Here is a 25,076-nt window from a genome sequence, read left to right on the forward strand (position 1 = left end):
CTATATGGCGGCACCTATGAACCAATATTTTCAAACTCATTTATAAATCAAATATATGTTTTTCTTCATTTTGATGTAATTATACCCAAATTATTTTCTTTATACTCCCAGTGATAAAGTGAAGGGGTATCAGTGACTGGTTTAATATACGTCGTCACCCAGACTTCTGGAGTGACTGATACATCAAATTGAATCGACGTCTGAATATTGGCATTCGGCTGATGCTCTTCTTTTTGAGTTGTCAGCACATACCCAATCAATTCGTAATTCATCGGAATTTTTGTACTAAAAATATATAGAGGCTCATTACGCTGATAGCGAATAATATAAGTATCAAAGATTGAACTATTATTTGCAGTTGAATTCATTGTTAATGAGAATTCATTCGTTTTTTCACCACTTTGAGTTTCACTTGTCAATACTGAAAATCCACTTTTTGGTATAACTACTTGCTTATTATTATCATTAACAACTTGTCTACTATGAATTGTTAATTTACGTAAGTCATAAATCAAATTCCCTGTTTGAAATTCATTTGTGATTATCCATTCAAGTGGAGAAATCGGTATTTCTTCAATACTTACTAGTTTAATAAAATCATAGAAATCAATCGTTCTCGGCACAATCGTTTCTTTCTTTTCAATCGTCAATTTCTGATCTAACAATAAATCAGCAGCAGGTATTGGATTGCCCATTTCATCATACGCTTTTAATGAGACTTTTTGAGGTATATCTTCAGCCCAACAAACTTTAGTGACATTACTTATCACTGATGTATTTTTGTCTTTTTCATAAAATACTATTTTTAGCTCACCCTTTTGATCAAAAGGAGTGTTGATTGAAAAGCGTATATTTTTTATAAAATTAGTAATTGTTGCCAAATCATTTTTTTCCTTAATTTTAAATGAAAAAAACTTATTATCAATCGTTTCATTACTTTCTTGAAGTGACCAATTCGGTGGAAGATTTAAAGAATTAAAATCTTTAATCACTGTATTTTTAGGTATGACAATTTCTAATGTCTCCATTTTATTATTTAAAGTATTATCCAATTTTAAATTAATTAATTTTGCCTCATCTTTCGTACGTTCAACTTTAAACTCAATACTTTGATTCAAGTCTTCTAATTTTTGACTGTTCACTTGAGATATATTATTAGAACGGTCTACAGCTAAAACATGTAGATACTTTTCTGAATTTGTTCTTTCATGAATAATGAAAGAATCCCTAGTATCATATTTGATAGAATCATCATCTGGAGCAACATATAAATCATATTTCATCGGATCTATTCTTCCGTATGAATCTTTGTATCCGTCTACTTTTTGATGTAAAGAAGAATTTGGAGAATCGGTTACCTCGTAAAAATATCCTGCAATATTACTTATGATGGTTTCTTTTATGACATCTGATTTTTTTTTGCCACTCTTTTTAGTATTCGCTTCTATGTACCACTGATATTCCTTACCTTTATCAACAGCATCAAGCATAACCCTTAAATCATCACCTTCTTTACCGCAATGTATACTAGTTTTGGGCATATCGGGAGCTTGATCATCTTTAACACTTTGATCACTAGCGAAATTATCTAATGATACTTGTGACAAATTATACAATGTATTAGCTATTATTTTTCTCTCGTCTATACTCGAATCTCCTGAGGAATGCCCTGTTTGAATCATCCCAACATTGTTATTCGTTTTTAAATACCACCCTCCCCGCCAAGCACCACTATCATAGATTGGATTTGGCCATCTACCTGAAGGATTAATAAATTCAAGCCACGTTGTTCCAACATCTTTCTTTTGTAACTCGTAGTTATGAGCATATGGAATTTTTAGAACCAAATCATTTTCCATTTCAAAAGGGTATTTCATTAAATAGCCATTATTTATCAGCTTAACTTCTGAAGATCCCGTATCCGTCACACCACCTGATTCAAGACGATAACCTACACCTAATAAATTTTTAAAATTAGCATAAAAAACTGGTCTTATAGTAATGACAGTATCATGACCAAATAGTACCCCTCTTCCCGTATTTAGATATTGCTTTGTTTCATTGGCAGCATTTTGCTTCATATCCATTTTATTATTCCCATCCCAGGAACCAAACATCAAAACATCATATTGATATTCATCAGCACTGTTTTTCAAATATTTATTGGGATTGGCATTATAGTTACTTAATGATTCTGAAGTAACTTGAATCAAGTTACTTCCATCTAATGCCTTCAAATTTAGCTCATCCATCCATTCTCCTAATTTAGCAGACTTAGGATCATCGGGATAAATATTTAGTACTTTTATTGCTTTTCCATACTTTAAAGACCGGTTGTTCCAAGTTGTTCCATCCTCAGATTGATACAATTGATAACCTGACTGACCTATATCATCTATCTTATCCCATTTTAAATCAGCAAAATTCTTTCGATCCTCTTGACTCCACTTATTCTCTACTGTTAGCTTGAAATCACCTTTGGTTACAACTGTAAAAGCCTTCAAAGTATCTCTATTTATTATAAAATAACCGCAAATTACAGCTACTATTACTGATAGTACAAACAACCATTTTTTACTATTTTTGTTCTCTTTTTTTTTCATTTTATCTCCTTCTTATCAATACTTATCAAATCAATGATTTCCTTTTTAGAAAACACTCATTTCATGAGTGTTGAATTGAAATAGGCCAACATGGAATAATTATTCCATGTGCCTAACGTTATTCTGCTTGTTTAGCTAATTCTTTGTCGATTGTCTGTAAAGCTCCACTACTAGGTGTAGCTCCCTGCCACCATGCCTCACGATAAGCATATTGTGCGCAATTAATTGCTTCTACTTTTATCAATAAACTGATATAAGCGTTGTGATACTCTAATCCTAAATCATTTTTCAATTTGACTTCTGTAAAGAGGTCTTTCGTAACATTAGATTCACCAGGCCTTAAACTTTTCAGGTAATAATAATAGCCATCTTCTCCTAGCTTCCACTCTGTGCTATTCAAATCTAAAAAAATCTCTTCTCCAATCTTTGAAGGCAATAACCGGATACTTCCAAGACTTTCCAAATGAATTTCAGGGTGAAGCATCACTCGAATAAACTGATTAACAGTTCCAGTATTTTCCACTGCTACTTTTTTTACGACTTTCTCATCTGGCTTAATCGCAGTAGGTTCTGTGAAAACTTCTTTAACTTTAGTCTGAAGATTGCCGATCTGAAAAAGATTTGCTTTCTCGTCGTTCATCATCATTGCGGCATATGCAGCTACGCTTCCAATAACTAAAAACAAAATAAGTATAGGTAATATCAACAAAAAATGGACGATTTTGTTCTTTTTTTTCATTTTTACTCCTCTCCTAATTAACTTTTTCAAGATACATTGCTTCCACATATGAACCCGAAGAAATCTTCCAGTTTTTCATTAGAGATTTTGTAACATCATGCGCATCCATAACTGGAATTAACTGGTATAAAGAGCCCTTATACTTGTTAGGTAAAGCGCTAGCTAAAGTAATACTTTGGACAAGTTGTTTTGTTTTTTCTTGTGGTTGCAACACTTCTGAGTAGTAAAAATAACCATCTGAATAATACCAATAATTCTGTGCATCAGGTAATGGTTGCTCATTTTCATCATAGATATCAGCATCATTAAATTGAATCCTTAAGTATTTAAGCCCCTCAAATGATCGACTTTTTTTATAGACATACGCCGTATTTGGATTTGTTTTATCCCCTTTGTAAACCTCGGATGCTACATAATACTTTTCAGAAGCAATTTTATATGTATTACCTTTTTTCCATGTAGCAGTATCTTCCATTGTCATATCAGAACCACTTGATTTGCTAACAATTTTTTGATTACCATTACCAACACCATCAGTCATATCAAGCGTAAACTGAGTGAAAAATTCATACAACGATATCCGAACAAGAGCTGGCATTTGTCCGTCATTTTTCACTAGTAATTTCTTTTCAGTCGTCTTTCCTTGTGCCCACTGCAGATTTGGAGTGAAGACCTCATCAATTACCGCAGAAAGCTTTTTACTATGTGACTCGTTTTGATTGATCTTTTCATCGCTATAGGTAATCCATGAGTATGTACTCCCTACTACAAGTAAAAGGCTTAAAAATAAAGAAAAGACAGCCAAGAAAGATTTATTCTGATTGATTATTTTCAACAATTTTTTTACTCCACTCATCGGTCTCCCCCTTCCTCTACTCCTCTTGATCTAATTTTTCTTTACGTTTTTTCCATAATAGAATTACAATCAATACCAATAATAGCCCTGCAAGTGTTTGGTAAATCAGGTTTTTGATTTCTTCTCCCGTCATCGGAAAGGTTCCTTTAGATTTTGATTTATCTTTTATAGCGGAACGACTATCTGTAGTATCTGATTTTTTTGATTGATTTTTTGTTGCAATAAAGGTCCAATGATACAATAGCTGGCTTTCTTCCTTATAATCAGCAAGAGTTAGGTCTTTATCTACCTCGAATACCGCAGTTAAAATCTGATCTTTACCATACTCGCAAGTTCCTATTGTAAGCGGTTGGACTGTCCAATCAAATTCTCCATTTCCTAATAAAGGGCCCTGATACAATTTTTTCCCATCAATAGACAAAGTCAATGTAATCATTTTATTAAAATTGATAACTCCTTTTGTTGCATCTGGAGTTACTAAAATTCCTAATTCAAATGGTTCTTTTACATCCATACCACGAATCGTAATCGTTTTTTCATAGCTTTCTCCAGGTAAGACATTCGGCAAATCAACATAATACTCTCCTTCTGAAGAAGCAAATATTCCTGTCTCATCGCCAATGACCACTCCCGGAGGAAGGGTTTGACTGGCAACAGCTAGTAACGATCCACTTGTAAACGTGATAAAAATACTCAATAAACCGCCCAAAACCCGTAACAATAGACGTTCTCGTACGTGATATTGTTGCATCGTTTGCACCCCTTCCTTTTACTTTTTTTGGCTAGAAATCTAGCTTGCTGCTTGTCCATCTAGATACGTCGTAATTTTTTTAGTTTCTGAATCATCCGCTCCCTTTAAGTTCCAACCAGTACTATCAGTTAGCGCTTCTTTAGTTGCTTGAATGGCTTCCATTTTTACAATCAAATCATATGTCGCATTTGTAAATTCTGTTCCTACATCATTTGTAAATACTAATTTTTTCAATAGGTGTGGCGTTGTAGCACCTGAAATAATTGGACTTGTGAAGTAGAAATAACCGTCCTCTTTATTGTAAGCCCATTTATCTTTAGCTAGTGCTGCTGTTGTAATCATGTCCGCACCATACTCTACTTTAATTCCGCTCACTCCTAAAGCCTCTTTATCTGCTTGGATACCTTTTTTATCTGCATTGGTAACTGGAATTTGATCGGTAGCTGTTGCTGGAGTAACAGCTGGAAGTGCACTTAAACCTAAAGCAGCAATTGTATAGTTATAATCTACGTCGTATTTTTTCCCAGCACTACCTAAAAGAGAAGCTTTCGCTGCCGTTGCCTCTGTTGAAGCTCCTTCTAAAGAAGATGCTGCCCAGTTTGTTGCTTTATGGCTATATCCACCTTTGTAAACTAGGTATTCTGCTTTAGGCATAACAAAGTTCCAACTTTCGATTTGCGAATCAACAGTATTTCCACTTGCTACCGATACTTCTGATTCCATCGCTTGATATTTGCTAGGAGCATATTCAAAGAATGCGGAATAGCTGAACGTTGTGTTTTCATCACCTGTCACTGGATCTTTAGTGACAGAACCTTTTGCATACACTTTTACTCCGGCTGGCAAAGCAGCTGCAGAGCTATTTTTTACTTGAGCTGTTACATCTATGTAGCCACTTCCTGCATCTTTATACTTTTCTCCATCATATTCAACTGGAATATCATCTGATAAAGTAGATGTTTCGCTGGCTTTCCATCCGATAGTTCGATTCGTCACAGCACCTTTTTCTGTCAAATATTTCAAAACTTCTTCATACGAAACACGAACAAAAACCGGAGTATTTCCTGAATTCGTCACAGCTACTTCTTTCGTTGCATCTGTACCAGGAACAATTGGTTTGGGATTCCAATTTTCCTCTACACTGACACTACCATCTTTGATTGCGGCAGATTTTACACGGTTAATTCGTTGATCTTGAGAATTGATCCATGCAAAAGTACCTGCGGCAGCTGCTAATAATGCTAGACAAGCTGCGGCTACCAACTTTTTCTTCTTGTTCTTCTTCATTCTTAATATCCTCCTATAAAAATATAATATATATTTACACTTTTCCTATTAGATAAGATAAAGTGGTAATATCACCGTTCGTATGCTGGGCTCCTTCTATTTCTTCTACCAGCTGGTTCTTCTTTTTGTGAAAATAGGTAGGCCTTCAGCACTAAGAAAAATCCATATAAAGAAAAAATACACACTAGACATGCCCAAAATTCTTCTCGAGCAAACGCTATAACACTACCTATCTTGGGAAGCGCAAATACTACTTTTCCAAGAACACGATCTGCCTTTACGGGCGGATCATTACTCTGATTGGCATCCCCTTTTGTAATAAGATAATCTCCTTTTTCTCCGTTTAATTCATTTTTTCGTTCCACCATCCGGTGAGTTAGATAACGAGAACCATCTCCAACAGCAAATGTTACAATATCATCTTTTTTGATTTTATTATCATCCATCAACTTAACGATAACGATATCTCCCGCATAAAAACCACCTTTAGGTCCATTCTCTTGAGGAACCATAGAATTAGTTAAAACAGTATAAAATCGATAACCAAAAATCGATGCTGTTGACTTTGAGCTAAATGAAAACATCACTGACATCAAAATGATTCCAATTGTAATTCCGTAAAACACCAAATTGCTTAAAATAGAAAACAGCAAGAAGCTTGGACTTTTAGTCATCTGTTTCCGTTCTATTTCACTATAACCCTGTCTCATTTTTCGTTTTTGAACAGTTCTACGAGGCCGTACCTGACGAGGCTTTGAACATTCAGAACTTCTAAACTTTTCGGAATATTCATTATGAGAGATTCGTGCTGTTGATCGCGGTCTTACCTTTACCACGCGCCGCTTATCTCGTTTATTTTCTGGAAATATCCTTTTAGACTCTGCATAAAAAACTGAATATTTTTTTGAATCAATCCGCCTAGCCTTTTCGTCTTTAGAACTCGCACTATTTTGGATAGGCGCTTTTCTTGGCATATAAAGACTCCTTTCATTTCATTGAATCGTACTAAATTAGTAATTTTGTCGTAGATAAAACAAAATACGATAACTTCAACGAACAAACTAAGATCATAATTAAAAAATAACTTAATCCTCTACATAAAACTATATATCTTGTTATTTTTAATGTCAATAACTATTCGTAAATTTTCTCTTCAATTTTTTTACTAATTAAGAAAATTAAATTTACCCAAACCTTAAAAACCTTATAAAAAACATTTTTAATGAACATGGAATGCATTTTACGAAAAAACAAAAACTAAAAAACGTGCAAATTATAATAAAAATGTTTTTAATAAAAATTCATATAAACGTTATTTAATTATCATAAAATAATGACATTCATAATGTTGAACAAATTCAGAAAAATAATAATAACACCTAGGAAACACTTTATATAAAATTAGATTATAAAAAAATGCAAGATCTAACTGTCCTGAGTTGACACTCAAAAACAATTGAATCCTGCATTTTTTTAAATTATGCAATAAATAAACTACGTGTTGCTTCTCTAATTTTCTGTGCTACATAAGGATTATTCATTGTATATAAATGAATTCCATTTGCTCCTTGTGCCACTAAATCCACAATTTGATTGATTGCATAAGCAATACCAGCATCCCGAATAGCTTCTGGATTATGCTCATAGCGTTCCATCATTTTTAAAAACTTTGTCGGCAATGTCACATTAGACATTTTTACAATTCGCTCAATTTGCTTTTTATTGACTACAGGCATAATACCTGCCTGTATCGGTACATTGATATTGGCAATATCACACTTTTCTTTGAATGTATAAAAATAATTATTATCAAAAAATAACTGTGTGATCAATTGATTCGTTCCAGAATCAACTTTACGCTTCAAGTTTCTAATGTCTTCAACTGCGCTCTCAGAGTCCCCATGGGTTTCGGGATAACAAGCACCAATAATGTTGAAATTACCTTGTTCTTGAATAAACGTGACCAAATCATTAGCATGAGCAAAATCTTTTTTTGGTTCTTTATCCGGTATAATATCCCCTCTTAAAGCTAAAATATTTTCTACATTTTTTTGCTTTAGTTCTTCTAAAATAACAATAATTTCATCTTTAGAAAAATTCACGGCAGGTAAATGTGCGACACTTGGCAAAAATTGCTCCTCTTGAATTTTCTGAGCAATGTCTGCAGTACTTAAGTTCTCACCTGTTCCACCAGCACCCAATGTTACACTGATAAAATCTGGTTGTTGTCCTTTTAAGCGTTCCAACGTCTGATAGATTGTATCGATCGGTGCTGTTCGTCTCGGCGGAAAAATTTCATAGGAAAAGACGGTTTTTTCTTTGAACAAGGCATCAGTTCTCATTTAAACCCCTCCACGGACCTTTTTTGCTGCGAGTACTAATTTTTTCAAACTTGCTTCTGTTTCCGGTACTCCTCGCGTTTTCAGGCCACAATCTGGATTGACCCAAACTTTTTCAATTGGTAATTTGTTTAAAATATTATAGATCGTTGTTTCGATTTCTTCTACTGATGGAACACGCGGCGAATGAATATCATAAACACCCGGTCCAACTTGCGTTCTAAAATCGATTGCTTTTAATGCATCTAAAATATCTAAATTTGAGCGAGATGCTTCAAATGAAATAACATCTGCATCCATATTATCAATATCTTGAATAATGTCCGAAAATTCGCTATAACACATATGAGTATGAATTTGAGTTGTCGGTTGTACTTTACTATGAACAAGACGGAAAGCTGGTATTGCCCAATCCAAGTACTCAGAATGCCAATCCGTTTGACGTAATGGTAGCTTTTCACGAAGTGCGGCTTCATCAATTTGAATAATTTCAATTCCATTCGCTTCTAAATCTAAGACTTCTTCTTGAATGGCCAAAGCTAACTGTAACGTTGATTCTCTTAAACTGATATCTTCACGCGGGAATGACCAATTTAGAATCGTTACAGGACCTGTCAGCATGCCTTTCACCGGTTTATCCGTCAAACTTTGAGCGTATTTAGAGTAGGCCACGGTGATCGGATTTGATCGAGAAACATCTCCCCAGATAATTGGTGGTTTTACACAGCGAGTTCCGTATGATTGAACCCAAGCTTTTTCAGTAAATAGATAGCCCTCTAAACTTTCACCAAAGTATTCGACCATATCATTACGTTCAAATTCACCATGCACTAAAACATCTAATCCGATTTTTTCCTGAAAAGCAACACACGCCGCAATTTTTTCTTGGTTAAAAGCTGTATATTCAGTTTCAGCGATCTCACCTTTTCTAAATTTCGCTCGATTTAGTTTGACTTCTTTTGTTTGCGGAAAAGAACCGATCGTGGTGGTTGGTAGAATTGGCAGTTTTAATTTATCTTCTTGAATAACTGCACGTTTTTCCAATTCTGGTAATCGGATAAAATCCTTTTCAGTCAAGGCTTTGATCTGTTGTGCCACCTGCTCATTTTTAGAAAAGCGTTGCTGTTCAAATAAGGTAATATTAGCATTCAACAAGTCTTGATTGTCTTCTTTATTCTCAACTATCTGCTTCAAATCATTCAATTCAGTTAATTTTTCGACGGCAAACGCAAAATAATTGGTTACGTCTGTTGATAATAGGGACTCATTGCCTAATGTAAATGGCACATGCAATAATGAACACGATGTATTTAATACGATATCGCCGTATGGTTGAAGCTTTTCAAGTAATGTTAATGTTGCTTGATAATCGTTTTTCCAAATATTTTTTCCGTTTATGATTCCAGCGAACAATAATTTATCATTTGGAAATCCATAGTCTTCAAGCAAACTTAGTATTTTTCTCCCTTCAACAAAATCTAACCCTATTCCATCAACTGGTAAATCAATCAATTCCTGGTAAACATCTCGAACGTCTCCGAAATATGTTTGCATTAGTATTTTTAAATTTCCTTTTTTAGCTAATAATTTTTGATACAACGCTTTAAATTGCTTAACTTCTGCTAGTGATAGATCTAAAACTAAAGCTGGTTCATCAAGTTGAAGCCATTCACACCCAAGTTCTGCTAATTGAGCAAAAATTTGTGAATAGGCTGTAATTGCGTCTTCATAAAAATCACTTGCCTGTTTTGATCCGTGATAAGTAGCTAATTTTAATAAAGTAAATGGACCGATTATCGTTGGCTTAGTAACAACACCCACTTCTTTTGCTTCATTAAAGGTGGTAAAGATTTTTTCTCCAACAAGTTTCAACTTTGTATCATCATCGATTTCTGGAACCATATAATGATAATTGGTATTGAACCATTTTTTCATTGCCAATGCTGTGACATCTCCGGCTTTTCCTTGGTATCCTCTTGCCAATGCAAAATAAGTTTCTAACGGAGATAAATGTAACGCTTGATATTTTTCAGGTATGATATTCAATAAAACCGCTGTATCTAAGGTTGTATCAAAAAATGAAAAATCATTACTTGGAATAAAATCGATTCCCTGATCGACTAACAATTGCCAATGCTTAGTGCGCAGTTCTTTGCCTTTTGCTTCCAATTCTTCTGCTGAAATTTCTTTTCTAAAATATTTTTCTGTTGCAAATTTTAATTCTCTTAATTCTCCCACTCGCGGGAACCCGATAATCGATGTTTTCATACTTTTCCTCCTTCAATAAGGTATTTCAACTAGCTTACCACGAGAAGACAATATAGAATAACACTTATTTTCTATCAAAATATATAGTTTAAAACTATAACAAAAAAATAAAAATCCTCAAAAAAAACAATGGTTTCAACTATCTGAAATCATCGTCTTGATTAACTATTCTTATTGTTCTGCTAAAAATGCTTTCGCTTCTTTATTCACTGCTTTTAAATCAACACCTTGTTTTGCCGCTGCAAACATACAACCACAGTAACATTGACGATACACGTCGTATTCTTTACACAGTTCGATCGAACGTTTATAACCATTATTCTTCTTAAAATCACTTGGTAAATAGTTGGTTGCATAGAATTTTTGAATATCGATTCCGATTTCATTGATCAATTGACTATTTTTCTTTGGAGATAGCGTCAGTGCGCTACCGAAGTAATCGTAGCCTAATTCTTGTACTTTTTCTGCAACAATATCTAGGCGCATCTGAAAACAGGCAGAACAGCGCTTTCCACCTTCTGGTTCTTCAGTTAGTTCTTTTTCCTGCACTATTTGGATGAACTTATTCGGTTCATAAGGCGCCGCTAAAAATTGAACCTGATTATTGGTTTTTTCATTGAAATCCGCTACAAATTTTTGCTGTACGATTTCTCGGCGTTGATATTCTGCTCGTGGATGAATATTTGAATTAGCGAAGAAAATCGTGACGTCTGCATATTGTGTCAAATATTCAAGTGAATACGTACTACAAGGCGCACAGCAACTGTGAAGTAAAACAGTTGGACGACTATCCGATTTTTCCCAGTCCATAATCACTTTTTGCAGGACACGATCATAATTGATTTTTTGATTTGAGGACATCTTTTCCGTTATTTCCGTTAAGTTTATCAATGGATCACCTCCAGATTTAGTAGAATGATACGCTTTATCTTAGTGCTCAAATGGTAAGTTAGCCAGACCATTTTTGATGATCTCAATAGATTTTTTTAAGGCGTCGATTTCTTTTTCAGTCAACGAACAATCGATCAATGATTCTGTACCATTTTTTCCAATTATAGCAGGTTGACCATAATATGCATCCGCTTGTTTATTATAAGCGGAAACAGGAACAATCGTTTTTGAATCGTTTAGAATCATTCCAACGAGACGAGCAGCGCAAGTTGCAATACCATAACTTGTATAGCCTTTTCCTGCAAATGCATTCCAGCCCCCTGCCCGAACGTCTTCATCTAATCCCTCTAAATCAAGTTCACTGCTCCAAGTCAAAAGTGGCTGATCTCCAACTGTCACACTTGACCACGCAACAAATTGAGAATCCCCATGTTCACCATAAACATAACCACCAATATTGCGACTGTCGATCGATAAATTACGACTGACTGCTTGTTTCATCCGTGCTGTATCCAACATCGTACCTGTTCCAAATACTTTATTCGTTTCAAATCCTGTTAATTTTTGCATATACGCTGCAATCACATCGCATGGATTCGTAATTGTTAAAATAATACCATTAAATCCAGACTGCTTAATTTTAGGCGCTATTTCTTCTACTATTTTACTCGTGATCTCAAGTTCCTTAAAACGGTCGCCATCGTCTCCTAATGCACTAATCTGGCCTGCACAAAAAACAATGACCGATGCATCTTTTAAAGCTTGGTAATCTTGAATAACGATTTTGGTCTTACCCGTCAAAAAAACTTCTGCATCTAGTAAATCATATTCTTCAGAAACAGCTAATGTCTCATTTTTATCAATCAAAACAAGCTCATCAACTAAGCTTTCAGTGACCAATGTATAAGCAAGTGTTGCACCCACATGTCCTAATCCAATAATGCCTACCTTTCGCATCCAAACACTCCCTATTTCACTTTTTCTTAATCCTAGCTGAATAACCAGTTCAAGTCAATCTTATTTTACACTCCAAGTGAAAATCAGCTAACATAAAAGAGTCTAAAAGACTTTCCCGAAATTTTAAGTAATTAAAGAGATTTACAGTAGCTCCTTTTTTTCGCCGTTTAGCCAACTATAAAGCCCGAAACAAAACTTGTTTTTCGTTTTGTTTCGGGCTCATTTTTTTATTCAGCTGATTTAGTTACCTTAAAATAATCAATATGGGCATGCTCATAATCCATTACTTCAAAAGTAAAACGATCGATCTTGATTTGGTCACCTACAGCAATTTGATTGTTTTTTTGCTCCACAATAAACCCAGCTAATGTCGACATTTCAGAATCTTCAAACGATGGAATTTTAACTTTAAAATAACGTTCAAAATCATCAAGTGTGATTTTCCCAGAAATAATATAAGAATTACTCGATTCTTTCGCAATTAAGGCATTTTCTAAGTCTGTTTCATCCCTGATATCTCCCACCAGTTCTTCTAAAATATCCTCAATCGTGACCATCCCTGTCGTTCCGCCATATTCATCTTTCAAAATGGCAATGTGTTTCCCTTCTTTTCGCATCATCGTCAATAAACTTTTGATTGGGATCGTCGCTAGAGCAATAATCGGCTCTTCGACTAATTCGCTAACTTTTCGTTGATCATTGATAAATGACTCCTTGATCAAAGCTGGCAATGTAACATATCCTAATACTTTATCCTTAGATTCTTCGATAACTGGATAACGTGTATGTCCTCGCTTTAACGAGTGCTGGATAGCTTGTTCTACGGTTTCATCTGCTTCAAAAACTTCCATTGATGTTCGATCGACCTGAATCTCTTTGGCTAAGGTATCATCAAATTCAAACACATTTTCCATATAATGATATTCCTCTTCAGTCAGTTCACCTTTTTTATAAGAATCAACTGCAACATATAGCAACTCTTCTTGGGTCAAGGTTTCTTCACCTTCTGAAATAAGTTTTATTCCTAATACTTTCCCTAATTTTGCCGCAGAATGGTTCAATAACCAAATGAAAGGATACATCACTTTATAAAAATAGTGAAGCGGTTTAACGATTCCTAAAACCACTTTTTCAGCTTGAGCAATACTGTAGCTTTTAGGCAATAATTCTCCAACAACAACATCTACATACGTCACTATAGCAAATCCCAAAATGATGGAGATCGTACGACTGAGCGTAGCACTTATTGGCAAATCTCCTATCAGTGGATGAAGTAGTGTCGCTACCGATCCTTCACCAACCCAACCTATAATTAATCCTGTTAATGTGATACCCAATTGGCAAGCTGATAAATAAGCATCTAAATGATGCGTTACATGGATTGCGAGTTCTGCATTTTTAACGTTGTCTTTTTTTAATTGTTCCAGTCTGGACATTCGAATTTTAACTAAAGCAAATTCACTTGCTACAAAAAATGCTGTAATTGCAATCATTAAAAATAATATAAAAAAATTTATTGCAAGCATATGTTACACCTCATTTTCCTTCTATCTGTTTATTATACTTGTCCTTTCAAAATAGCGCGAATAGAAACCAATACATTAAAGTAAAAATCTGAAAAATCTCCAAGACTTCAAAATAGTCTTAGAGATTTTTACTATGAAATAGTTTTTCTTTCTCTTAATCTGGTTTTTCTTGTATCACCAATAATCAAAGGAACAGATTCATATTTCACTTCACTATATTCTAAACCAAACCAGTTTTCAGGCGTTGTTGTTCGTTGTTTGATTGCTAGTTTCAGCTGCATGATTTGACGATCCCATTTTTTCAATTCGGTTACTTTGGATAGTTCTTCACGAATAATAACAAATTGGAAATCCCCTACTTCACGGCCTGGTGTTAATGAATATTTCTGTGGTTGTTTAGGCAAACGTCCCTCTTTCATTAAATCATGCACGATTTGACGAATGTAAACATTTACCTCTTGCGCTACATGAAAACCAAGATATAGTTGAACTTGAACGACAAAATCCGTACCCATCATATCTACAGAATATTCTTTGGTAAACGGTTCATCTGTTACCTCGACATTGACAAACCAATACACATTTGCTCGTTTAGGCTGTTTATCTAAGATCGAATAAATGATTTGTCGCCCAATCTCCTCCCCAATCGTATCAGGTGTCATGAACACAACATTGGTTTGAGATTTTGGAACACTTGTATCATCTTTTAACATTCGTAATTGTTCCACATATTGTTTGAGCGGAACGGTATCAGAGGTTTTCTCTTTTATAATGTTCCCACGTTCCCAAATAGTCATCACAGCTAATATCAATAGTGCAATCCCAACTGCAACATAACCTCCATGGAAAAATTTTGCAATACTTGAAACAAAGAAAATCGATTCAATGCTGCCAAAGAATAGAGTAATAAGATACGCCACCCATTTCGGCACGCCTTTTTGTAATAAGTAAAACATCAACAAAATAGTTGTCATAAGCATTGTCACCGTAATAGAAAGACCATATGCTGCTTCCATATGCGTAGATGTTCTAAACGTGACCACGATCAAGGAACACACAATCCACAACATCATATTGACTGCCGGAATATACATTTGACCAATATTAGCACCAGGATAAATAATTTTTAATCTTGGTAATAGTTTTAATTTAATTGCTTCAGAAACTAGCGTAAATGAACCCGAAATTAGTGCTTGAGATGCAATGACTGCCGCAACTGTAGCGAAAACTACTCCTATCAACATAATGCTGTTTGGCATCATTTGAAAGAACGGGTTTAAATTTTCAATCGCTAAAATAGACGGATCATTTTTTGCGTTTAAGATCCATGCTGCTTGTCCTAAGTAGTTGAGGATTAAACAAACTTTGATATACGGCCAACTAGCACGAATATTGTGTTTACCAACGTGACCTAGGTCAGAATACAACGCTTCTGCTCCGGTTGTTGCCAAAAAGACATTCCCTAAAACAAAGATCCCTAATTTATTTTCAGGACTAAAAAGCAGATGAATCGCATAATAAGGATTCAATGCACGAAGGACTGTCCAGTCTTGTCCAAAATTGATTAAACCCATCACACCTATAAACGTAAACCAAGCAAACATAATCGGTCCAAAAGCTTTTCCCACTGCATCTGTCCCAAAACGTTGAACCGAAAACAGAATAAGAATAATGACCAGGGTAATCATCACGATAATATTTTGATCACTACCAAAACGATCAAAGAAAACTGGAATTCCTCGCAACCCTTCAATTGCTGTCGTCACTGTTACCGCAGGAGTCAATACACCATCAGCAAGTAAAGCTGCCCCACCGATCATTGCTGGAATAATCAAATATTTCCCATTTTTACGAACAAGTGTGTATAAAGAAAAAATCCCACCTTCACCATGATTGTCCGCATTTAAAGCAATCACAACATATTTGATCGTTGTCAAAATTGTTAATGTCCAAAAGATCAATGATACCGCACCAATAATAAAATTCTCTGAGACATTCTGAAGACCACCATTATCTCCAACGATCGCTTTCATTACATAAAGCGGACTTGTTCCGATATCCCCGTAAACAACACCCATCGCTACTAAAAGACCAGCAGCAGTCAATTTCTGATGATGGGAAATTTTTGACTTTTCTATCACACGATTCTCCTCCAATTTAAAAGTGTAGCGGCCCATGAAGCTCTGACAGAAAAATGAGATAATCTTTTTGCGATACTTTTTTGTCACAGACAGATTTTATTTTTTCCGATAACATTCAATTCTTTGAGATTTAGCTCATCAGAGTTGATGTGATTGATACAGAGCCTATTGCCAGTCCACATAGCTAGATAATACGTAAAGCTAAAAAGTTGATCATTAAAAATTCTTCATCCTAATCTCACTTTTAAGTAAAACAAGAGACCTAAGTGAAACGCCACTTGGCCCTTACACTTAGGTCTCGCAATTTCATTCTTAGACCAGTGTTTTCACACTTGCTGTTGATCTAAAAACATAGATAAACTATGCTGCTACTCCCCTAAGATCCTTATTTGGAAACCCAAATAAAAATATCGGTTACTATTTATACGTTATTTAAAAATATGCGTTCAAAATTGAAACAACTGATTTTGATAACAACTATAATACTCCTTTACCATTTTAGCAAGCCTTTTATGTAAATAATTTCAATAGTATTTTCAAAATAAGCTTTCATCAAACCGTTTTTTACAAAAAGAATACCTGAAGTCCGAGTTTCGATTAGGAAATCCGTTCTTCAAGTATTCTTTTTCATCTAATTTTATTCGTCATCATCATCTGTTGAATAGTGGAATTTGATCATTTCATTTACAAAAATAGGAATGATCGATAAGCCCATTACTAATAACCAATGATTGATTCCGATTGGAACAAGTCCGAACAACTCTTGTGTGAATGGTAACAACGCAATAACTGTCGTAATGATAACTGCGAGTACAGCCATTTCAAACAGAGATTTATTTGTTGATAATTTTACTCTAAAAATTGATTCTGTACTTCTAACATTAAAAACATGCAGAATCGATGAGTAAGCTAAAATCAAAAATGCTACAGTTTGACCAATTTCATGGCTTGCTTCGAAAAAGTAAGAAACTGAATCAACATTTGCACCTAAATAAAAACCGAACAAGGTGATAACAGTAAAAACAAACGCATTGATCGCAATTTTTTGCCACAAACCGCGCGCAAAAATCCCTTCGTTTCTAGGAATCGGTACTTCGTCCATGATTCCTTTTTCAGCTGGCTCTTTTCCTAACGCAAACCCTGGAAGACCGTCTGCCACAACGTTTACAAATAATAATTGGACAGCTGTAAATGGTGCTCCCCAGCCTAATAACATAGCAATCAACACAATAAATATCTCCGAAATATTACAACTTAGTAAAAAGTTTACTGCTTTACGAATATTTCTATAAACTGCCCGACCTTGTGCTACTGCGTCAACGATTGTTGCAAAGTTATCATCGGTCAAAATCATATCTGCCGCACCTTGTGCGACATCTGTTCCTGTAATTCCCATCGCACACCCAACATCACTTGCTTTTAGAGCAGGTGCATCGTTGACTCCGTCACCTGTCATGGCAACAACTGCACCCGTTCTCTGCCAAGATTTAACGATGCGGATTTTATCTTCTGGAGTCACTCGTGCATATACAGAAAGTGATTTTACTCGTGAATCTAATTCATCATCAGACATTTTTTGCAATTCTGATCCTGTCAAAGCTTCACTTTTATCTGTTAAAATACCTAATTCTTTAGCAATCGCTCCCGCAGTTACTACATGGTCTCCCGTGATCATAACTGTTTTTATTCCAGCTTTTTTCGCACGAGCGATAGCGCCTTTACTTTCTGGTCTTGGCGGATCGATCATACCAATCAATCCTAATAGACGTAAATTCTTTTCTAGAGCCTCTGAAGTGATCTCGGTAGGTTCTTCATCATAAATCGCATAACCTACTGCAATCACTCGTAAAGCACGTTTCCCAAAACGATCATTTACTACAGCTGCTTGATCTAAATCACCAAAACGAAAACGCGTTAATAAGACATCAAAGGCACCTTTCGTTACTGAAATATATTTTTTCCCCATTTTATGAACGGTTGTCATCATTTTGCGCTCTGAATCAAAAGGAATTTCACCGATTCTTGGGTATTTTTCTTCTAATTCAGCTTTTGTATGATAATTTTCTTCAACAGCACGCACGATAGCTGCTTCTGTAGGATTCCCTTGAATGACTAAGTCATTCCCATCTTTATCTACAATAACATCCGTACAAAGTGAAGCCATTTTTAAAACTTCCATCGCTTCATCTGTCATTGCATCTTCTGTGTCAGTCACTTCATCGCCGCGCGACCAAACACGTCTAACACGCATTTTATTTTGTGTTAATGTTCCAGTTTTGTCAGAACAAATAACATTAGCCGTTCCAAGCGTTTCAACAGCTGGCAAACGACGAATAATTGCATGCTTTTTAGCCATTTTCTGTACACCATACGCAAGGGTCAACGTCACGATTACCATCAATGTTTCAGGTACTGCTGCCACAGCTAGTGAGACGGCCGTCATAAACATTTCCAATATTGGCTCGCCTTGTAGTTCACCAATGATAAACACTAACGCTGCAGCACCTAAAGCAATTAAACTGATGCGTTTGCCTAATTGGTTCAAGCGTTTTTGAAGTGGGGTTTGCTGCGTCACATCATCATTCAATAACCCAGCAATTTTACCCATTTCAGTCTGCATGCCAGTTGCTGTAACAATCGCTCTTCCCCGACCATTTGACACAGTACAGCCTTTAAAAACCATATTGAGTTGATCGCCAATCGGTGCATCTTGTTTCCCTATGTATTCCGAATCTTTTTCAATTGGTTCACTTTCTCCAGTAAGGGCAGATTCTTCTACTCTAAGTTGTGACGCTTGAATCAAACGAGCATCTGCTGTAATCATCGATCCTGACTCTAATACGAGGATATCTCCAACAACAACATCTTCTGCATCGATAGTCTCTACCTTGCCGTCACGTAAAACGGAACTACTTTGTTTATTCATATTCTGCAACGCCGCTAACGATTTTTCAGCATTTCCTTCTTGAACAATCGCTAAGACTGCATTGATAATCACGATTGCAATAATTAAAATTCCTTCAAAATAATCCCCGTGCTCCGTAGCAATCGCTGTATAAAACGAAATAGCTGCTGCAACTAGCAAGATGATGGTTGTAAAATCAGATAAACTATGCAGAAACTTCTTTACTATAGAATCTTTTTTCGTTTCTTGAAACGCATTGGGTCCATATTCAGCAAGTCGCTTTTGTACCTCTTGTCCTGTTAATCCCTGTTCTTTATTGGTATTTACTTCTTTGATAATTGTCTCGATAGGTTGTTTGTATGCTTCCATCCTATCCCCCCATTCTTATTTTTTCCTTCTATTATTATAGTATCTATATTCACTATACCATGTTCTTTTTTCAAACTTCAATAAATATGGCTAATTTTTCATTTTTTCTTTACCATTTTTTCGTTTCAATATTTCATAAAAAGAAAGCTTTTAATTTGAAAACGCTTCCTTTTTATGTTACTATGTTTATAGAAGGAAGGAGGATTAATCAGTTGTATTGAAGAATTTCTCGAAGCATGAAGTAAATAAACACAAAATTGTTAGCAGAACAGGATTCACCTTTCACAAAAAAATATATATGTAGAGTAAAAAATCATAACAACATCTTTAAAAATAGTGAATATGTGTAAAAAGTTAGATGATCGATCTAAATAAAACAAAAAAACATGTATAAAGATAGTTTGATTGAAAAAAATTTAAACAAAGAAATGTAGAAAATGTAATGAAGACAAGATTTGGTTTATGAACAAGAAATTCAACCAATTACTTTACATGTATAACTAAAAGTAAAAAAAATATTCAGTACACTGATTCCTTCCAGAAACGAAAGCCAAGCTAATCGAGAAGCTTGGCTTTTTTCTTTGAATTATTACTGCAAGTTATTTGTAAGTGAAAGTAAGATATGGTATATTGACTATGCGCTTTTTATTTAATACATAAATTAGACTATTGGAGGGATTTGCATTGCCAAAAAAGAAGAACTCATCATTTGAGAGTTCCATTCACGTCTACAGAGCCATGAAACGCATGACCCAACAGGAACTTGCTGACAAGGTGGGAGTATCTAGACAAACAATTATTCAGTTAGAAAGAAATAGGTACAATCCTTCCCTCTTACTGGCTCATGACATAGCTGACGTTTTTGAGGTACCGATTGAACAAATCTTCACTTTCAAAAAATTGACAGAAGAAGAGCAAACTAACGAAGTGACCGACTAACACGGAAGGAAAGGATAATTATGACTGAATCACTTAAATCTTTTTTTGATAATCTACCTGTAAATCACTGGTCTAGCTTGCTAGTGTTTATACTATCACTTATATTCATTGTCTATTCTGTTTACTTTTTCTTTAGTAAAGAAGGAAAAGACGAACGTGGTAAGAAAATTATTTCAACAGCAAGTTTCATTTCTTTTATAGTTGGACTTGTTTTGATAGGTATCTTAAACAATTTCTTCCAGGATGTGGCTACACATAGCCCAATATCATATTCTTGGTTATTAAACTTTTTAGTATTTTTAATCTCCGGGACCGAAGCAATTGGTATTCTTATTTTAAGAAAGCTAAACTAATAACAATAATAAGGGTCGGAAAGCCAACATTCATTTGTTAGCTTTCCGACCCTTATTCTGTCAAAATTATCTACATGGTCCGATGAATCTAGTCCAACCAGCAACTGATTGCGGTGTAACTTCATCTAGTCTATTAAACATTTCTTCAGTCTCTTCATTTCTTTCGAAAGAAGCACCTACAAATTTGTCTAACTTTGTTGTGTCTGTTTTTGTTTCCATTTTTTCAATCGATAATTTTCTCATAATAATATTTCCCCCCTTACGTTAATACTTAGATTATAAATCGTTCTCACAGATAAGTAAAGTTCTTTTTTCAGATTGTGTCACTTAATAAATAGCATGGAGTGAACATCAAACGGGTCATAGGCTCTCAATAATTGATAGCCTACTCCTGCTAAACCGCAAAAAAGACTGATAGGAATGCTTTCGGGATCGGATTTCAGTTTAACGGCATCTTTGATTAATAAATTAATATCATTTAAATAATTGTCGCTATTTCCATAGTTCCCATGACATAAACAATCATCTTCTGTATTGACATCTTCTACTTTTCCAAGAATTTCCTCAGTAAAAGTAAAATTCAAACATTTGCTTACTTCTCTAATGCCCAATGTTCCTCGACACCAAGATTTATTTAAAATTTCGTCTTTTTCAAGTCGTTTCTCAAATCGTTCTAGATACCATTCAAGTTTTTCTTTGATCACCCTGTCATTTAGAACTTGGTTCGCTCGACTTAAACCATAGCATACTCCAGCATAACCATGAGCAAAACTGTTATCACCCATTTCTTGACAGGTGACTGATTGTGCATAATGAAAAAGTAGTGCGCAAGCTTCTTCGTTATGGAATGTTTGATAGACAATTGCTAAAATCGTTAATAAACTCGCTTTGCCGTAAAGCCATTCATTCAGTTGATTCTGTTCTTTTATTTGAGTTGTTTTTAAAGCCTCTAAACTCTTTTCCATATACAATCGATGCTTATCATCATTGAGCAATCTTGTGACGTAAAACGCAACGGTCAAGCGCATTCCTTCAGCAAAAAAAGCACTCTGGTAAGTATCCTTTTTGCTCTCCGTCATAAAAATTTCTTTTTCCAATAAATCGATCACTTCTTGATAACTCTCTTTAGGAACATAATGGTTCAAATAAACCAAAAATAAATATATGCCTGCACTGCCTTCATAAAGATCAGTGCCTGGATAGGTAATTCCTATCTCATCATCTGACTCTGGAAGAACAGATATCCAATCAACTTCCCCGCTGTCTTGATCTATCTTGATCTGATCAATAATTTTATCTCCAATATCAGCTGCTTTTTGTAATAACGGTGGTTCAAGTGAATTATTTTTCGCTGGAATCGCGATCTCTTGTGTCTTATATTCTAGAGTATCTAAACTTTCCTTTAATAAAAGATAAGAAAAATGACTAGTTTTCTCTGTTATCTGCTCCATATGCTCTACCGTATCTTCTAGCGGAGTCTTAACTAACAATTGCCCTAACTCATGACCATTCGTATAAACAGTTGTCAAAGACGTGTTTGCTGTGACTAAAGGAACATCATGGTCTAACATCGATTGAATCTCAAAGGGGATCAACGTTTCTGGAATAATTTTACTAGCCCATAAGTTTTCAATGATTTTTTCCCTTTCGATATAGTTAGACATGCAATCTGTGTGCAAGGTAAAATTCAATAAATTTCCATAATGCTGTGTATCTCTGTATATCAGCCGAATCGTTGTATCTGAAAATAAGGCTTTGACTTGCGCGATAAATTCAGACTTATTCTTTAGTAATAGTTGATTCATCTTTTTAAACGCCATCTGGATCACGTCGCGATAAACTAAATAATCAACTTCTTTTCCTGCCAAACGAGGAATATTTTGAGCACCATCCATATAAGCTTCTTCTAGCTGAAAAGCGATAGCACTGGAACGATCATTTCTCAATCTTCTGATCTTTTTAGGCAACTTTTGTTTGGTACCAGACAACGCGTCCATTTCCAGCTCACGTTTCAAGTGTTTTTTCTGCGGCAACAAACCTGTGACGATCACAGAATGCTTTTCTATTCGCGCTTGTCTAGATAATTTTTTGGTCATTTTAAACATTTCAGGCCGGATCAACGTCTCCAAATCAATCAACACAGGATAGGGACCACTTGCAATCAGGTTTTCCATATGCAAATCTGTTGCCCCTAACCAATAGACAATCGCCAATAACTGACCATAATTTTGATAAAAATCAGTCACGTCACTTTCTTCCTTGCATTCCTGATAAGAAACTTTTTCCTCGATGGTAAATGTTGGTTGAACAATTCGGTTGATTTTATAGAAAGACAATGCTGGATCTAGCCCTTCAAGATAGGTCAATAAGTCATTGAATCGTTCTCCTATTTCTAGATTCTTAAATTTAAAAATCAACGGCTTTGCCTGTACTTCAAACTGAATCACCGTTTTTCCACGATCATGACTATCCCCTTGTCCAAGTTGTATTTCAGTAAGTTCCATGGGCGCTGAGATATCGAAAGTTGCTGCTAGTTGTTCAGTAGAATCATTTAGGGCAGAGATAAACTCCTCAATCACTTCACACGCAAAGGCCAATCTGACAGAGAGGAGTCTAGCAAGCGTGGGATACTCTGCAAAGAAAAGATAAGTCCGTTGTTTATCACCAAGAAATTCTTCGATATATTTAGTGAATTCTGCTTCTTTCGATTCTGCTTGCAACTGATATTCTTCAATCATCCGATGAACATCCCAAACTAATGTTTTTTGGGCAATAAAAAAGAATTCGTCACATAATTGCTCGATTAATTCTGTCACTACCTTTTCTGATAACTGGATCAAAGGAAATTTTTGTAACAGTCTATGGATATGTTTTTCATAATGATGTAAATGAAAACGCAATGCAGCTTTTAACGTCATTTCTTTCACCGAAATTTCAGCTGTAAATAAATGTTTATGTAACTTGAACCATCCACTTTCTTCAACAGTCGAAAGTAATAATTTGGCTCGTTCTTCTGTAAAAGGCAGCAATCCAGTACCAAAAGCTTCTTTGTCTAAATGATATTGTTGAAGCATTTTATCATAATCAGTTTTTGTCAATAAGCTTTTACGCGCTTGCCACTGTTTTAAATAAGTATCTGTTTTTAGATTTAGGTTTTTCCAGCACTGAATCCTTTCTGATATTGTTGTTGCATAACTATACGTCAATTCTTCAATCATCGTTATCACTCCTTTGACATTATCAACCTTCTTTATAATAATAATAAAAAAGTAGGAAAAATACTATGGTAAGTTTGTATTCGTTAGTTTTTTTACAGTCAAAAGAACGCTCAAACCTCTATTTTTGTGCAAAGTGTACATTATAAACAATAGTGAACATGATGTTTAAAAATGAGCATTACATCTTTTGGCTCGTTTTTTAACTTTCGTTAATATAGATTGCGTACTCTTTTTAAAATTTACTATTTATTTTTTGGACAAATTTTCCCCAATTGTCAAAGAAAAAAAATTTTTGGGTCATTTTTTTACATAACAAGACTGTTTTCTCAATTCCAAAGCCAATAGTATAATTTATAAATAAAAAAATAACAAAAATTTATAAATTATTCACTTTTTATCGACTTCAATATAAATAAACAGCTATTTTACGAGCTTTTATTTTGTAAATTTTTTACTTTTCGTATATTATAGTTGTTAAGAGGTACGTACCAATATTTTCGAAAGGACCTGAAAAACATGTTGAAATTATACACAACAAATAGCTGTACATCATGTAGAAAAGCGAGGAGATGGCTGATAAACCATGATATTCCATTTGAAGAAAAGAACTTTGCCACTACTCCTATTACATTAGATGAACTAAAAAATATATTAATCCTTACGGAAGAAGGTACAGAAGATATCATTTCCATCCGTTCTAAAGTCTTTCAAAAATTAGATTTAGATATTAATGAACTCCCATTGCATGAATTATTGAAGTTGGTCAAAGATAATCCTGGATTACTTCGCCGTCCAATTCTGATTGATGAAAAAAGATTACAGATTGGTTTTAATGAAGATGAAATTCGTTGCTTCTTACCTAGATCAGTCCGAAAAAGAGAATTATCCCAAACCTTACTTTTAAGTGGTTTATAATCGTTATTACCTCGAGTCT

18 protein-coding genes are annotated in these 25,076 nt (G+C 34.8%); 3 read left to right on the forward strand and 15 right to left on the reverse strand.

Annotated features, from left to right (window positions below; all coding sequences use genetic code 11):
• Nucleotides 1–65: 65 nt before the first annotated feature.
• From AC4BC4_RS12830 to AC4BC4_RS12890, 13 genes are all read right to left on the reverse strand, one after another.
• Entirely contained in the window at nt 66–2,603 is a 2,538-nt protein-coding gene (locus AC4BC4_RS12830; RefSeq protein ID WP_438758390.1) for a hypothetical protein, read from the reverse strand.
• A gap of 118 nt (nt 2,604–2,721) precedes the next feature.
• Nucleotides 2,722–3,342 carry a hypothetical protein gene (locus tag AC4BC4_RS12835; protein ID WP_490475949.1) on the reverse strand — a complete coding sequence of 207 codons (621 nt, stop codon included), beginning with the start codon at nt 3,340–3,342 and terminating at the stop codon, nt 2,722–2,724.
• 13 nt (nt 3,343–3,355) lie between these two features.
• Nucleotides 3,356–4,198: a BsaA family SipW-dependent biofilm matrix protein gene (locus AC4BC4_RS12840; RefSeq protein ID WP_490475950.1), complete on the reverse strand. Its 843-nt coding sequence runs from the start codon at nt 4,196–4,198 to the stop codon at nt 3,356–3,358.
• A 16-nt stretch (nt 4,199–4,214) separates the two neighbouring features.
• Nucleotides 4,215–4,949, reverse strand: a complete 735-nt coding sequence (locus tag AC4BC4_RS12845; RefSeq protein ID WP_438758387.1) for an LPXTG cell wall anchor domain-containing protein — start codon at nt 4,947–4,949, stop codon at nt 4,215–4,217.
• A 39-nt stretch (nt 4,950–4,988) separates the two neighbouring features.
• Nucleotides 4,989–6,236, reverse strand: a complete 1,248-nt coding sequence (locus AC4BC4_RS12850; protein ID WP_490475951.1) for a hypothetical protein — start codon at nt 6,234–6,236, stop codon at nt 4,989–4,991.
• A 71-nt stretch (nt 6,237–6,307) separates the two neighbouring features.
• On the reverse strand, nt 6,308–6,946 hold the full coding sequence (locus AC4BC4_RS12855) for a signal peptidase I (protein WP_490475952.1): 639 nt from the start codon (nt 6,944–6,946) through the stop codon (nt 6,308–6,310).
• 768 nt (nt 6,947–7,714) lie between these two features.
• Nucleotides 7,715–8,578, reverse strand: coding sequence for a methylenetetrahydrofolate reductase [NAD(P)H] (gene metF, locus AC4BC4_RS12860; RefSeq protein WP_438758384.1), 864 nt, complete (start codon nt 8,576–8,578; stop codon nt 7,715–7,717).
• Complete coding sequence (gene metE / locus AC4BC4_RS12865) at nt 8,579–10,843, reverse strand: 5-methyltetrahydropteroyltriglutamate--homocysteine S-methyltransferase (RefSeq protein ID WP_490475953.1); 2,265 nt, start codon at nt 10,841–10,843, stop codon at nt 8,579–8,581.
• A 171-nt stretch (nt 10,844–11,014) separates the two neighbouring features.
• Nucleotides 11,015–11,734, reverse strand: a complete 720-nt coding sequence (locus AC4BC4_RS12870) for an epoxyqueuosine reductase QueH (RefSeq protein ID WP_490475954.1) — start codon at nt 11,732–11,734, stop codon at nt 11,015–11,017.
• 39 nt (nt 11,735–11,773) lie between these two features.
• A complete protein-coding gene (locus tag AC4BC4_RS12875) occupies nt 11,774–12,691 on the reverse strand; it encodes an L-lactate dehydrogenase (RefSeq protein WP_490475955.1) in 918 nt (305 codons plus the stop codon).
• Nucleotides 12,692–12,918: 227 nt separating this feature from the next.
• Nucleotides 12,919–14,217 (reverse strand): hemolysin family protein, encoded by a 1,299-nt coding sequence (locus AC4BC4_RS12880; protein ID WP_490475956.1) that lies wholly within the window; start codon nt 14,215–14,217, stop codon nt 12,919–12,921.
• Nucleotides 14,218–14,348: 131 nt separating this feature from the next.
• Entirely contained in the window at nt 14,349–16,358 is a 2,010-nt protein-coding gene (locus AC4BC4_RS12885; protein ID WP_490475957.1) for a KUP/HAK/KT family potassium transporter, read from the reverse strand.
• A 637-nt stretch (nt 16,359–16,995) separates the two neighbouring features.
• Nucleotides 16,996–19,632, reverse strand: a complete 2,637-nt coding sequence (locus AC4BC4_RS12890) for a calcium-translocating P-type ATPase, PMCA-type (RefSeq protein ID WP_490475958.1) — start codon at nt 19,630–19,632, stop codon at nt 16,996–16,998.
• Nucleotides 19,633–20,316: 684 nt separating this feature from the next.
• Between AC4BC4_RS12890 and AC4BC4_RS12895 the strand changes: the two genes are divergently transcribed.
• Together AC4BC4_RS12895 and AC4BC4_RS12900 are read left to right on the forward strand one after the other, a co-directional pair.
• Nucleotides 20,317–20,571 carry a helix-turn-helix transcriptional regulator gene (locus tag AC4BC4_RS12895; protein ID WP_438758378.1) on the forward strand — a complete coding sequence of 85 codons (255 nt, stop codon included), beginning with the start codon at nt 20,317–20,319 and terminating at the stop codon, nt 20,569–20,571.
• A gap of 20 nt (nt 20,572–20,591) precedes the next feature.
• Nucleotides 20,592–20,924 carry a hypothetical protein gene (locus tag AC4BC4_RS12900; RefSeq protein ID WP_490475959.1) on the forward strand — a complete coding sequence of 111 codons (333 nt, stop codon included), beginning with the start codon at nt 20,592–20,594 and terminating at the stop codon, nt 20,922–20,924.
• 66 nt (nt 20,925–20,990) lie between these two features.
• Here AC4BC4_RS12900 and AC4BC4_RS12905 read toward each other — a convergent pair whose 3' ends face one another.
• Both AC4BC4_RS12905 and lanM read right to left on the reverse strand, forming a co-directional pair.
• Nucleotides 20,991–21,167: a hypothetical protein gene (locus tag AC4BC4_RS12905; protein ID WP_438758376.1), complete on the reverse strand. Its 177-nt coding sequence runs from the start codon at nt 21,165–21,167 to the stop codon at nt 20,991–20,993.
• 80 nt (nt 21,168–21,247) lie between these two features.
• On the reverse strand, nt 21,248–24,142 hold the full coding sequence (gene lanM / locus AC4BC4_RS12910; RefSeq protein ID WP_490475960.1) for a type 2 lanthipeptide synthetase LanM: 2,895 nt from the start codon (nt 24,140–24,142) through the stop codon (nt 21,248–21,250).
• 516 nt (nt 24,143–24,658) lie between these two features.
• Here lanM and spxA point away from each other — a divergent pair.
• The gene (spxA, locus tag AC4BC4_RS12915; RefSeq protein ID WP_490475961.1) at nt 24,659–25,057 is read left to right on the forward strand and encodes a transcriptional regulator SpxA; all 399 of its coding nucleotides are present in this window, start codon (nt 24,659–24,661) and stop codon (nt 25,055–25,057) included.
• Nucleotides 25,058–25,076: the final 19 nt, after the last annotated feature.

This window comes from Enterococcus sp. AMC1086 (genome assembly GCF_058216575.1).

What these genes read in the sequence shown, in the direction of transcription:
- AC4BC4_RS12830 (WP_438758390.1), bottom strand. Translation starts at nt 2,603, where the DNA reads ATGAAAAAAAAAGAGAACAAAAATAGTAAAAAATGGTTGTTTGTACTA.
- AC4BC4_RS12840 (WP_490475950.1), bottom strand. Translation starts at nt 4,198, where the DNA reads ATGAGTGGAGTAAAAAAATTGTTGAAAATAATCAATCAGAATAAATCT.
- spxA (WP_490475961.1), top strand. Translation starts at nt 24,659, where the DNA reads ATGTTGAAATTATACACAACAAATAGCTGTACATCATGTAGAAAAGCG.
- lanM (WP_490475960.1), bottom strand. Translation starts at nt 24,142, where the DNA reads ATGATTGAAGAATTGACGTATAGTTATGCAACAACAATATCAGAAAGG.
- AC4BC4_RS12845 (WP_438758387.1), bottom strand. Translation starts at nt 4,949, where the DNA reads ATGCAACAATATCACGTACGAGAACGTCTATTGTTACGGGTTTTGGGC.
- AC4BC4_RS12850 (WP_490475951.1), bottom strand. Translation starts at nt 6,236, where the DNA reads ATGAAGAAGAACAAGAAGAAAAAGTTGGTAGCCGCAGCTTGTCTAGCA.
- AC4BC4_RS12900 (WP_490475959.1), top strand. Translation starts at nt 20,592, where the DNA reads ATGACTGAATCACTTAAATCTTTTTTTGATAATCTACCTGTAAATCAC.
- AC4BC4_RS12835 (WP_490475949.1), bottom strand. Translation starts at nt 3,342, where the DNA reads ATGAAAAAAAAGAACAAAATCGTCCATTTTTTGTTGATATTACCTATA.
- AC4BC4_RS12855 (WP_490475952.1), bottom strand. Translation starts at nt 6,946, where the DNA reads ATGAGACAGGGTTATAGTGAAATAGAACGGAAACAGATGACTAAAAGT.
- AC4BC4_RS12875 (WP_490475955.1), bottom strand. Translation starts at nt 12,691, where the DNA reads ATGCGAAAGGTAGGCATTATTGGATTAGGACATGTGGGTGCAACACTT.
- AC4BC4_RS12880 (WP_490475956.1), bottom strand. Translation starts at nt 14,217, where the DNA reads ATGCTTGCAATAAATTTTTTTATATTATTTTTAATGATTGCAATTACA.
- metE (WP_490475953.1), bottom strand. Translation starts at nt 10,843, where the DNA reads ATGAAAACATCGATTATCGGGTTCCCGCGAGTGGGAGAATTAAGAGAA.
- AC4BC4_RS12890 (WP_490475958.1), bottom strand. Translation starts at nt 19,632, where the DNA reads ATGGAAGCATACAAACAACCTATCGAGACAATTATCAAAGAAGTAAAT.
- AC4BC4_RS12905 (WP_438758376.1), bottom strand. Translation starts at nt 21,167, where the DNA reads ATGAGAAAATTATCGATTGAAAAAATGGAAACAAAAACAGACACAACA.
- metF (WP_438758384.1), bottom strand. Translation starts at nt 8,578, where the DNA reads ATGAGAACTGATGCCTTGTTCAAAGAAAAAACCGTCTTTTCCTATGAA.